Annotated in this window: 8 protein-coding genes; 2 read left to right on the plus strand and 6 right to left on the minus strand. The window is 59.6% G+C overall.

Annotated elements, in window-relative coordinates; genetic code table 11:
- The first annotated feature begins 171 nt into the window (after positions 1-171).
- Entirely contained in the window at positions 172-801 is a 630-nt protein-coding gene (locus tag DFS28_RS09395; protein ID WP_111449566.1) for a bifunctional 2-polyprenyl-6-hydroxyphenol methylase/3-demethylubiquinol 3-O-methyltransferase UbiG, read from the plus strand.
- A gap of 41 nt (positions 802-842) precedes the next feature.
- Here the strand turns inward: DFS28_RS09395 and DFS28_RS09400 are convergent, their stop codons facing one another.
- From DFS28_RS09400 to DFS28_RS09415, 4 genes are all read right to left on the minus strand, one after another.
- Complete coding sequence (locus tag DFS28_RS09400; protein WP_111449498.1) at positions 843-3,098, minus strand: glycoside hydrolase; 2,256 nt, start codon at positions 3,096-3,098, stop codon at positions 843-845.
- A gap of 100 nt (positions 3,099-3,198) precedes the next feature.
- Positions 3,199-6,252, minus strand: a complete 3,054-nt coding sequence (locus DFS28_RS09405) for an efflux RND transporter permease subunit (RefSeq protein WP_111449499.1) — start codon at positions 6,250-6,252, stop codon at positions 3,199-3,201.
- On the minus strand, positions 6,249-7,316 hold the full coding sequence (locus DFS28_RS09410) for an efflux RND transporter periplasmic adaptor subunit (RefSeq protein WP_111449500.1): 1,068 nt from the start codon (positions 7,314-7,316) through the stop codon (positions 6,249-6,251). Before DFS28_RS09410 ends, DFS28_RS09405 begins: the two co-directional genes overlap by 4 nt.
- On the minus strand, positions 7,313-8,416 hold the full coding sequence (locus tag DFS28_RS09415) for an efflux RND transporter periplasmic adaptor subunit (RefSeq protein ID WP_111449501.1): 1,104 nt from the start codon (positions 8,414-8,416) through the stop codon (positions 7,313-7,315). The genes DFS28_RS09410 and DFS28_RS09415 overlap by 4 nt, the downstream gene beginning before the upstream one ends.
- 306 nt (positions 8,417-8,722) lie before the next feature.
- Between DFS28_RS09415 and DFS28_RS09420 the strand changes: the two genes are divergently transcribed.
- Entirely contained in the window at positions 8,723-9,919 is a 1,197-nt protein-coding gene (locus DFS28_RS09420; protein ID WP_111449502.1) for an AAA family ATPase, read from the plus strand.
- Positions 9,920-10,622: 703 nt separating this feature from the next.
- Here the strand turns inward: DFS28_RS09420 and DFS28_RS09425 are convergent.
- Positions 10,623-11,405, minus strand: coding sequence for a MetQ/NlpA family ABC transporter substrate-binding protein (locus DFS28_RS09425; RefSeq protein ID WP_010464830.1), 783 nt, complete (start codon positions 11,403-11,405; stop codon positions 10,623-10,625).
- 254 nt (positions 11,406-11,659) lie between these two features.
- On the minus strand, positions 11,660-12,589 hold the full coding sequence (locus DFS28_RS09430; protein WP_111449503.1) for a sigma 54-interacting transcriptional regulator: 930 nt from the start codon (positions 12,587-12,589) through the stop codon (positions 11,660-11,662).
- Positions 12,590-12,608 lie beyond the last annotated feature (19 nt).

The raw sequence follows: 12,608 nt of genomic DNA on the forward strand, positions 1-12,608 counted from the left end.
CTGAAGTTATTAGTTGTCAGTGATACCGCTTTCGCGAGCAAGCCCGCTCCCACAATGATCGCGTCCACTGCAGGTCAACTGTGGGAGCGGGCTTGCTCGCGAATGGCTGCGAAGCAGTCACCGGCTTCATGGCGTATATTCGGCAAATCCCAATTGCCTGCGCAGCCGACCATGAAACAGACCCCCACCGACCTCGAGCAGATCACCTCCACCACCCTGGGCCATTACAACTCGGTGGCTGAAAGTTTTCGCGAAGGGACTCGCGATCATGATGTCAGCCAGAACATCGATGCGTTGCTGCGGCATATTCAGGGTGAAGCGCCGTTCGACATCCTCGATTTTGGCTGCGGGCCGGGTCGTGATTTGCAAACCTTCACGCACATGGGCCATACCGCTGTCGGGCTTGATGGCTCGGAGAAGTTTGCGCAGATGGCCCGACAGGACAGCGGTTGTGAAGTCTGGCAGCAGGATTTCCTGAAGCTGGATTTACCGGCCGAGCGCTTTGACGGGATTTTTGCCAATGCGGCGCTGTTTCATATCCCGACTCAAGAGCTGCCCCGGGTGTTGAAGGCGTTACACGGGGCTTTGAAACCGGGTGGTGTGTTGTTCAGCTCAAACCCTCGTGGCGAGAATCAGGAGGGTTGGAACGGGCCGCGTTATGGGGCGTACCACGATCTTGAGACGTGGCAGCAATTGCTGACGGCGGCGGGGTTTGTGGAGCTGGAGCATTACTACCGGCCGGCAGGGCTGCCGCGGGAGCAGCAGCCTTGGCTGGCGAGTGTCTGGCGTAAGCCGGCGTAGCCTGTCAGGACGCAAATCGCGAGCAAGTTCGCGACGGTTTTCTAACGTTGCACAGCGACTTGATAGGTTGTCACTCCCCCGTTCGCGTCAAACGCGGTGATGCTTCGATCGGCCAGCGGTCGACCATCCATCTCACGTTCGCGCACATCAAAATTCGCCACCAACCTGGTGCCATCGGCGAACGTTGTCTGCTGCACCTGACGATCCTCAGTCAGCCAACGAAAATCTGTCATCGCCTGAGTCGCCAGACGCTCATGCAGCGGGCGGAAGAACACATCCTGACGCGCAATCGCCGGTAACCGCTGCTTCAGCGTCGCCGCACTCAGGTGATACAGCGGCGGCACGTTGTAGAGCAATTGAGTCAGCTCATTCTCGGCGCGCACATTGCTCAACTTAAGGCTGTCGAACAGCCAATGATGGGTGGTGATCACCGAGCCATGGAACACCGCCTGATAAAGCGGCAAGCGTGTTTGCGGAGCAAAGTGAACCGTGCGATAGGGTTCCTTGAGCGGCACGGTCTTGAAGAAAACCTGCGGCTGTTCATCAGGAAACCAGCGGCCCAGGTAATAGGGCGACTTCGGATTCTTGCTCATATCCGAATCACCCCAGCCGATCACCGGTGTCTGCATTCCATGGGCAAACAGTACCCCTTGGGCCGTGGTGGCGTTGCCATCCTCGGAGCCGGTCGGTAGCTTCAACGTCTCGTTGACCCAGCGCGAGGCATCGATGTTGCCCTCGGCATTTTGCGCCTGAGTCATGGTCGCTCCCACACGGTAGCTGTCGAACAGCATGCCGGTGGCGTAGGCGTCCAGAAACCAGCTATTGAACCCGGCCTTGCTCTGTACAGCCTTGATGCGCGCCTCAAGCAATGGCCGAACACAACGCGGATCGGTGTAATGCCCCGATTGCTGAAACCCGCTTTTGAACGTCCCGGTTTCCAGCACGACCGCACATTCCTGATTGGCTCTGGAGCCCAGATGCGCGGTGGTCCAGTCCGGGTTTTCAGTAATGGTCAGCGCCGTCTCATAGGAATCATAGGGTGCCACCAGGTAACCTGCGGCAACACCTTGACGCACCGTTTCAGGGTGCCAGAGACCACCTTCCCAACCCTCGCCAAGGCCTAACCATAATCGCGACAAGCCTGCAGCTTTCAGTTGTTCGATCGTCGTGAGTGACAAGGTATTGCCCCAGCGTTCCGGGGTTGCCGTCACAGCATCGGAGAACGCCACCGCCAGCTCTGCACGTAACACGCCGTAGCCGTCAGCCAGTTTTTGCATGTCCGGTTCGACCACAGACTGCCAGCCGCTGCGGGCCTTCCTGTTGAGCGCAGCATTGAGGCTGCGTAGCAACGTGACTTGCTGGTAACGATCAAGCGGTGGCTCAGCCCGGGCCAGTAACTGCGAGCTTTCAGCATCAAAACTCGTACGTAACTCACTGGCCAGTGCGCCGTTGCCGCGCAATCCTTTCAGCAAGGCTGGCCAACTCCGAACATCTTCCGGTCCGAGCAGGTCGTTACCCCACAGATAAACATGACTGGCGCCCAGGAGCTTTTTGGCTTCGGGAGTCTTCAGCAGTTTGTCGCTCAAGGTTTCGTATTGCCCGCTGTCGACCAACCATTTCCGATAGCGCCTGGCACCCGCCAACAGATCGACATCACCCAACGACAGCTGGAAAGTCAGCGGTGCATTGGGCTCAAGGGAGGTGAATTGATGATGGACAGTCAGAGCAAGGGTGTTGTTTTCGGCGCTGAAGATCAGGCGATTGTTGTAAGGGTTGGTCATCAGCCAGTTCAGCGTGAAGCCACCGTGATCAACGCCCCACAGCGGCAGACTCAGGTCTTGGGTGGTATTGAACGCCCCCTGATCGAGCAGAAAGGTTTGCCACAGCGGATCACCGGCAGGCACGTAACGCCCCTCGGCCAGCGGCCAGATCAGCCCTTTTCCCATAGAACTGCCAGGCTGTTTCAGAAAGCTCAGCTCACCAGGATCCCGAGCGGTGATGGACAGGGACAGGTCACGCTGATCGAGGGCGGCACTGAGCGTCCAGGCGCCGTCATCCCACTGCCAGTCCATGCGATTGGCGCTTTGCTTGAGGTTGCTGACCTTATACCCGGTAACGCCCGACGAGGCTTGCACTGGCGAATGTTGTGCGGGGGTGACGCGAATCGCCAGCGTGGCGGGATCGAGCTCGACACGCCACAGCGAATTTTCCAGCACATTGCCGGCCAGCGTCGGGGGTGAACACAACAGAGCGCCGAGCAACAGCACATAGCGCAGACAATAGGTCATCGGTGACATCGAAGCCCCTCCTCCATTTGAAAAGGGACCGTACAGCAACGCACCGGCCATGTAAGTAGGACCGTTCCCAAACGTCACTCGGGAACGATCAACGCACCAATTACTGCGCTTCTTTTTTCGGTTCGCGAATTTTGTACCAGGCCACATACAGCGCCGGTAAAAACAGCAACGTCAGCAATGTCGCAATAATAATCCCGCCAATCATCGCGTAGGCCATCGGCCCCCAGAACACTTCCCGGGCGATCGGAATCATCCCCAGGCTCGCTGCCGCTGCCGTCAGCAGAATCGGCCGGCGGCGATGCTCCGTGGCTTGCACCACCGCATCCCACGGTGCATGACCGTCCTTCTCCAGGGCATCGATCTGTGTCACCAGAATCACTGAGTTGCGGATGATGATGCCGATCAGCGCCAGAATCCCCAGGATCGCCACAAAGCCCATCGGCGTGCCCGTCGGGATCAGCGCCAGCACCACGCCAATCAAGCCGAGCGGCGCGACACTGGCCACCAGGAACAGCTTCTGCACGCTGTGCAACTGGATCATCAGGAAGGTCGCCATCAAAAACAGCATCAACGGCACGACCTTGGCAATCGGCCCCTGGGCCTTGCCGCTTTCCTCGACGGTGCCGCCGGTGGCGACCTTGTAGCCCACCGGCAAACTGGCGGCGAATTTATCGATGTCGGGTTGGAGTTGTTTCACCAGGTCGGTCGGCTGAATCTCATCGCGCACCGCCGCCTTGATGGTGATGGTCGGTTTGCGGTCTCGGCGCCAGACCAGCGGCTGCTCAAGCTCATAACGCACGGAAGCGAACGCCAGCAGCGGAATCGACGTGCCGCCCGGCGTGACGATCTGCAAATTCTGCAGGGTTTCCGGGGTGCCGCGTTCGGCGTCTTCCGCACGCCCCACCACGTTGATCAGGTAGATATCGTCATCGACCTGAGTCACTGGCGCACCGACCACAATGCTGTTCATCAGATTGGCCACGTCTTCTGACGACAGTCCCAATTGCCGCGCCTTGTCTTGCGCGATGTCGATGCGCAGGACTTTGCCCGGTTCGTTCCAGTCGTAAATGATCTCGCCGATGTGGGTGTTTTTATCCAGTTCGGTGGCCAGGGCGATGGCGTGTTTGCGCACCTGATCGATGTCCTTGCCGCTGACCCGGTACTGAATCGGCCGCCCCACCGGCGGGCCCATTTCCAGCGCCTGGACGTAGCTGCCGATACCGACAAAATCCTTGCGCAGGCGCTCGCGCAAGCGTTGGCTAAGCGCGTTGCGCGATTCCAGCCCTTTGCTGACGATCACCAATTGCGCGTAGTACGGGTTCTGCAATTGTTGGTCGAGGGGCAGGTAGAAACGGATCGCACCTTCGCCGATGTAGGTGCTCCAGCGCACGATGTCCGGGTCGTCCTTGAGCGTCGCCTCCAGCTTGTCCACCGCCTTGCGGGTTTCGGCGATCGAAGCGTTTTGCGGCAGGTTCAGGTCGACGAGAATTTCCGGGCGGTCCGAAGACGGGAAGAACTGGTTCTGCACGAACTGCATGGAAAACACCGACGCCACAAACAGGGCAACGGTGATGCCGATCGCCCACCAGCGATTGCGCATGGCCCAAAGCAAGCCGTAATTGAACGACCGACCGATGCGCCCCGGTTCGGCGTCATGAGGCTTCACGTTGGCGCTGAGGATGTGCACGCCGATCACCGGGGCGAACAGCACCGCGACAATCCACGACACGATCATGGCCACCGCGATCACCGCGAACAGCGTGAAGGTGTACTCGCCGGCCGAGCTGGCATTCAGGCCGATGGGCACGAAACCGGCCACCGTCACCAACGTACCGGTGAGCATCGGGAACGCGGTCGAGGTGTAGGCGAACGTGGCCGCCTGCTCCTTGGTATCGCCCATTTCCAGGCGCGTGACCATCATCTCGACGGTGATCATCGCGTCATCCACCAACAGCCCGAGGGCGATGATCAACGCGCCGAGGGAGATCCGCTGCATGGTGATGCCGCTGTATTCCATGAAGACGAAGACCATCGCCAACACCAGCGGAATCGAGCAGGCCACCACCAATCCGGCGCGGACGCCGAGGCTGATGAAGCTGACGATCAGTACGATCACCACCGCTTCGAACAACGCGCTGGTGAAGCCGCCGACGGCTTTTTCCACCACTTCGGCCTGGTCGGAAACGTTGTGCACGCCAACACCCACCGGCAGGTCGGCGGTCAGGTCATTCATGCGCTGGTGCAGCGCCTTGCCGAACACCTGGATGTTGCCGCCCTTCTTCATCGCAATAGCGAGGCCGATAGCCGGGTGGCCGTTGAAACGGAATTCCGGTGTTGACGGGTCGACGTAACCACGGCTGATCTCGGCGACGTCGGCCAAGCGGTAGAAGCGATCGTTGAGCCGCAGGTTGACGTTTTCCAGGTCTTTCTCAGAGACAAACTGCCCCGACGTGCGCACGGAAATCCGCTCGGGACCGGCCTCGATCACACCGGCCGGGGTCACCGCGTTTTGCGATTGCAGGCTCTGCACCACCTGACGCTGATCGATGCCCAGCGCCGCCAGTTTGCGGGTGGAGAAGTTCAGGTAGAGGACTTCATCCTGCTCGCCGACCATCTCGACCTTGCCCAGCCCCGGCACTTCGCGGATCTCGGCGCGGACTTGCTCGACGTAATCGCGCAATTGGCGCATCGACAAACCGTCGGCGGTAAAGGCGTACACCGAGCCGAACACGTCACCGAATTCATCGTTGAATCCCGGCCCTTGCAGGCCTTGAGGGAAGTCGCCGCGAATGTCGTTGATCTTCTTGCGCACCTGGTACCAGATTTCCGGGATGTCCTTGGCGCTGGTGGTATCACGCAAGTTTACGAAGACCGTCGACTCGCCGGGGCGGGTGTAGCTTTTCACGTAGTCGAGCGAGTCGAGCTCTTCGAGTTTTTTCTCGATCCGGTCAGTGACCTGCTTGAGAGTTTCTTCCTGGGTCGCGCCCGGCCACCGGGTCTGGATCACCATGGTTTTGATGGTGAACGACGGGTCTTCCTCGCGGCCCAGGTTCAGGTACGAGAACACGCCCATCAGCAGCGCGACGAACATCAAATACCAGACAAACGACTGATGCTTGAGGGCCCATTCGGATAAGTTGAAACTCCCTTTCATTGCGGGCTGTCCTCATCGATTTTTACTTTCTGGCCCGGTTTCAGGCTGTTCACGCCGGCACTGACCACCCGCTCGCCGGACTTCACGCCATTGGCCAGGACCATCGTTGAGTCAGTGCGGCTGATCAGGCTGACGTCTCGCGGGGAAACGGTTTGGGTCTGCGGATCAATGACCCAGATCCGCGGTTTGCCATCGACCTCCTGAAGCGCGGTCAGGGGCAGTTCGATACGCGGCTTGATCGCGGAGCTGAGGGTCACGCTGATGGCCGTGCCCAGGCGAAAACCCGGTGGCGTGTCGGTCAGTGTCAGGCGAGCGCGACGGGTGCGGGTCGCGCTTTGCGCCTGGGGTTCGATTTCGCGAATGATGGCGGTGGTGGTGACGCTCGGGTCGAGTTGGACAGCCACCTGAAACACCACGTCTTCCGGCAACTGGTCGACCAAAGTATCCGGCAGATCAATTACGGCTTCCTTGATGTCCGGCTGCGCCAGGGTTACCACTTGCTGGCCGGCGCTGACGACTTGCCCGGCTTCGGCGTTCCACGCGGTGACGATGGCTTTGTGATCGGCGCGCAGTTCGACGTAGTTGAGCTGGTCCTTGGCCTGATCGACCGCAGCCTTCGCTTGATCGAGGGAGGCCTGGGTGGTTTTGAGATCGGTTTGTGCGATGTCGAGTTGCGCCTGGGCGCCCACTCCGCGATCAAACAACTCCTGCTGACGCCGGGCGTTGGCCTGGGCGTTGATGAGTTGCGCCTGGACGCTGGCCAGATCACCCTGGGCGGAGCGCAACTGGTTCTGCTGATCGGTGGGATCGAGGGTGGCGAGCAACGCGCCCTTTTCGACTTCGGCACCGACATCGACATGACGGCTGGCAATGCGCCCCGGCACCCGGAACCCGACATTGCTTTCATACCGGGCCTGGATACTGCCGGCGAAGCGGCCCAGGCTTTCTTCGTCCAGGGACTGGACCTTGATGGACAGCACCGGACGCACAGGCTCCGGCGGCGGTTCCTTTTTCGAGCAGGCCACCAGCATCACACTGGCGCATACCAGTAACAGACGCTTCATGGCTGGGCTCCCGCGGCTAAATCCTTATAGGTGTCTTCGGCGATTTCCACCTTCACGCCAGGGTGCAGCAACTGGCCGCCAGCGATGACCACTTTTTCGCCACCCTTCAGGCCGGCGCTGATGATCACTTTGCCCGTCAAGTAGCGGCCGACGGTGACGGTGTGCAGCTGTGCCTTGCCCTCGTCGTCCACCAGCCACACCGCCGGCTCGCTGAGATTTTTCGTCAGTGCCGACCAGGGCAGTTCGACCGCCGACTTGCCTGGTGTCTTGGCCGTGGCACTCACCACCGAACCGAGCTGCATGCCTTCCGGCAGTCCATTGAGCGTGACTTTGACCTGCACCGTGCCGGTCTGCGCGGAGACGGCCGGGGTGATTTCCCGAACGGTGCCGGTGGTTTTGATCGCGGGGTTGTCGAGCAGGCTGACGACCACCGTTTTATCCTCTGGTGGCTCTTTCAGCAGCGATTCGTAGACGTTGAACACGGCGTCGCGCTCACCGTCCCGGGCCAGGCTGAAAATCGGCACGGTGGCCTGCACCACCTGGCCGACCTCGGCCTGACGCGCGGTAATCACCCCCGGCGCGTCGGCAATCAGCGCGGTGTAGCCCAGTTGTTCCCGGGCGTTGGCCAACTGCGCCTGAGCGGCAGTCAGCGCACTCTGACTGCTGCGCAAGGCGGCTTGGGCGGAATCGAACTCGCTTTGGCTGGTATAGCCCTTGGGCAGGAGTTTTTGCTGGCGAACGAAAGCGGCGGCGGTCTGTTTGACCCGGGCCTGTTCGGCAACAACCTGCGCCTGGGCCGAGTCGACGTTGGTTTGCAGGTCCTTGGGATCGAGCTTGGCTAGAACCTGTTTGGCCGAAATACGATCACCGACATCGACCATACGCTGGATGATCTTGCCGCCAACGCGGAACGACAGATCGGTCTGGACCCGTGCCTGAACATCACCGGTCAGGGTCACCGTCGCCGCGTAATCCGCAGGTTTTACCTCTTGTACGAATACCCGCGGACGGTCCTTTTCGACCGGTTTTTTATCGTCACAGGCGCTCAGCAGAACAAGGAGGCTCAGGCCAACCACTGTTTTCAATCCGGGACCCACCATGCAGACTCCTTTGCGTTGCACGAACGTGCCAATGGCGATACGACTGTGAGCGTAGAACAGGGTTCCAAGGGTGCGCCTGACTGCTTCAAATAAAGCGATCACGCCGCGATCCTTGTAGCAGCTGACGAAGCCCCTGTGGGAGCGAGCCTGCTCGCGATGGCGGTGTTTCAGTTGGCATTAATGTTGGCTGATACACCGCCATCGCGAGCAGGCTCGCCCCCACAGGGGTTTCGTCAGCGGGTACAGGGGATCACAGTGTTTCCGACAATAAGGCAAACTGGCGAGCCATGCAGCAGGAAGCTTCCCATGCTCAAAACCCTCGCGGTGGCCAATTACCGCTCGATCAATAAATTGGTGATTCCGCTGGGTCGCTTGAACCTGATCACCGGCCCCAACGGCAGCGGCAAATCCAACCTCTACCGCGCGCTGCGCCTGCTGGCGGAAACCGCTCAGGGCGGCGTGGTCAATGCGTTGGCCCGCGAAGGTGGGCTGGATTCGACCTTTTGGGCCGGCCCGGAAAACATCAGCCGACGAATGCGTAACGGCGAAGTCCCGATCGAGTCGAGTGTACGGCACGGCGCCAAACGCCTGCGCCTGGGGTTTACCGGGGAGGACTTCGGATACTCGATCAGCCTCGGACTACCCGACTCCAACGGCCACTTCATGCTACCCGGGCACAGTTCACCCATTGCGTCACGTTTCAGCCTGGACCCGCAAATCAAACGCGAATGCGTCTGGGCCGGGCCGTTTTATCGTCCGGCGAGCCTGCTGGTGGATCGCGACGGGCCTATGATCCGTGCCCGAGCCAACCGCAGCTGGGACGTGCTGGCCCAGCACACACCGACTTTTGACAGCCTGTTCGATCAGGTCGGCAGCTTGCGTACTTCGCCAGAGGTTCTGGAAATGCGTGAGTTCATCCGTCGCTGGCGCTTCTACGATCACTTTCGCAGTGACACCGATGCCCCCGTGCGCCAACCGCAACTCGGCACCCGCACGCCGGTGCTGCACCACGACGGTCGCGATCTGGCGGCAGCCTTGCAGACCATCATCGAAATCGGCGACCCCGAGGCGCTGCAAGCGGCCATCAGCGACGCCTTCCCCGGCGCGAGACTGAACATCGAATCGCTGCCCGGTGGACGCTTTGCCATCGAGTTTTATCAGGAAGGCTTGTTGAGGCCCTTGTCGGCGGCCGAGTTGTCGGACGGGACGCTGCGCTATTTGCTGCTGGTCGCAGCGCTGCTGACGCCCAGGCCGCCGACGCTGATGGTGTTGAACGAGCCGGAGACCAGTTTGCACCCGGATCTGTTGCCGGCGTTGGCGCGGTTGATTATTCACGCTTCCGAGCAGTGTCAGGTGTGGGTGGTTTCTCATGCCCGGCGGCTGATTTCGGCGGTGCAGGAGGACCCGGAGTGCAATTGCATTGTGTTGGAGAAGACATTGGGACAGACGGGGATTGTCGGGCAGCGGATGCTGGATGAACCGGCATGGTATTGGCCGGATTGATCTGCGCCTGACAAAAAGCATTCGCGAGCAAGCCCGCTCCCACATTTGATCGGGGACGGACGCAAATCTTGACGCAAAAAACTATCCTCCGCATTTGCTGCGGCAGCGGAAGACGACTATTTTTCTTTGCGCTGTAGGAAGGATCTTTTTTTCGGATTACCCCTCCAAGGATGCACTGCTTTTGGCCAGACTCCCCGGCCGAACCATCACAAGGAAGAGAAAAATGGCTGACGTAAAAATGCCACAGCGGCTGGATCCGCAGGACATCGTGAAGTTGTTGATGGCGTTGCGCAGGGCGTTGAATACGCGGGGGTAGTTAGAACCTCCCCTCACCCTAACCCTCTCCCAAGGGGCGAGGGGACTGACCGATGTGTTTGTTCGAAATTCTGCGACCTGCAATTCCGAGTCGAACTCAGGCTTTGAAAAGCACAAAGATCTGCTCCCTTTCCCCCCGTGGGGCGAGGGGACTGACCGATGTGTTTGTTCGAAATTCTGCGACCTGCAATTCCGGGTCGAACTCAGGCTTTGAAAAGCACAAAGATCGGCTCCCTTTCCCCTTCTCCCCTGTGGGGAGAGGGCTGGGGTGAGGGGGGGTTCTAAAGCCAGACCAATGCTCGAAAATTTCCGTCCTCAAACAAAAAAACGCCGACGCTGTGTCAGCCGTCGGCGTTTGAAACCTTGAAGGGTTTGATGCTGCGTCGAATCAGAACGCCGGCAATACCGCGCCGCTGTACTTCTTCTCGATGAATGCTTTCACTTCCGGGCTGGTCAACGCTTTGGCCAGTTTCTGGATAGCTACGCTGTCCTTGTTGTCCGGACGAGCCACCAGGAAGTTCACGTAAGGCGAATCTGCACCTTCGATCACCAGCGCGTCTTTAGCCGGGTTCAGACCTGCTTCCAGCGCGTAGTTGGTGTTGATCATGTCCAGGTCGACCTGGTCCAGAACACGCGGCAGCATGGCCGATTCCAGTTCCTTGAACTTGAAGTTGTGGGGGTTCTTGGCGATGTCTTTCGGGGTGGCCAAGGCGTTTTTCGGGTCTTTCAACTCGATCAGGCCAGCTTTCTGCAGCAAGATCAGGGCGCGGCCGCTGTTGCTGCCTTCGTTCGGGATCGCGATGGTTGCGCCGTCTTTCAGCTCAGCCAGGGTTTTGACTTTCTTCGAGTAGCCGCCAAAGGGTTCGACGTGCACGCCGATCACGGTCACCAGGTTAGTGCCTTTGCCTTCGTTGAAGCTTTTCAGGTACGGCAGGGTCTGGAAGTAGTTGGCGTCCAGACGCTTCTGGTCGACCTGTACGTTCGGCTGAACGTAGTCGGTAAAGACTTTGATTTCCAGGTCCACGCCTTCTTTGGCGAGGGTTGGCTTGATCAGTTCCAGAATCTCGGCGTGTGGAACCGGGGTCGCCGCCACCACCAGTTTCTCGCCAGCCTGGGCCAGGCCCGCGGTCAGGGCAGCCGCCAATGCGGTGAACAACAGAACCTTTTTCATGCAGTGTCCTTATCGAAAATCACGGTCGTCATCGACGACGGCTTGTTTAGTACAGGTGCCAGTGAAGTGCTATCGCTGGCGTGACGCGGACGATACCGGGATTTTTTATTCCCGAACAATATCTTTTATTCACTTTCATATTCCATTTTGTTCATACAGCTCTAACTCACGCATCTACCCGTAGGAGCAAAGCTTGCTCGCGATTCTAGCGACGTGCTCTGTCTGGAGAACGCTATCGCGGGCAAGCCTTGCTCCTACAAGAGCGCGGTGTTTTTGAGGAGTTGTTTCAAGGCTTCTTTCTCTGCGATGGAACCATTGCCGAGGATTTGCTTCAGTTGCCGCTCAATCTGCACCAATGACGCAGGCGCTTCAGGCAGATTCAAATGCTCGGGCAAAATCTCATCGCCGGTGCTGACCAGCAACGCAAAGTGAATGACGTTTTCCAGCTCCCGGGTGTTGCCCGGCCAACTGTGTTGCTCTAACAGATGCTGCGCGGCTTCGCTGATCAGCGGCACTGGCAGGTCCAGGCGCTGGCTATAGATGCCGAGGAAATATTCGGACAGCGACAGAATATCGCCCACTCGTTCACGCAAGGCTGGCAGTTCAAGCTGGCCTTCGCTGAGGTAGTGGAAGAGTCGCTCATGGAATTTTCCGGCGGCCACCGCTTGGGCCAGGTCGATGCTGGTAGCCGCCACCAGGCGTACGTCCACCGGGCTCGGTTGGTGAGCGCCGACACGGGTGACTTCGTGGTTTTCCAGCGCCGCGAGCAATTTGATCTGGATCGGCAGCGGCAAGTCGCCGATCTCATCCAGGTAGAGCGTCCCGCCGTTGGCAGAACCGAACCAGCCCGCGCGACTGCTGGCCGAACCGCTGTAACTGCCAGCGGCATAACCGAACAATTCCGCATCGGCGTAGGTCGGACTGATCGCGCCGCAGTTGACCGAGACGAACAACCCGCCACGATCACTCGCACGATGGATGTGCCGTGCGAGCAACTCCTTGCCGCTGCCGGTTTCGCCACGGATCAACACCGAGATCGAGCGCGGCGCCAATAGCTCCAGCTCCTGGCGTAACTGACGGGAACGCGGATCGACAAACACCAGCGCCTTGGCGCGAATGCTCAGGGGGCTTTTTTCGGCGTCGGGGAAGGTCAGCAATGGCTGACCGAAGGCTTCAAAACTCATGGCAGACTCCCGCCCAAAA

Source organism: Pseudomonas sp. 478 (genome assembly GCF_003254125.1).
GTDB lineage: Bacteria > Pseudomonadota > Gammaproteobacteria > Pseudomonadales > Pseudomonadaceae > Aquipseudomonas.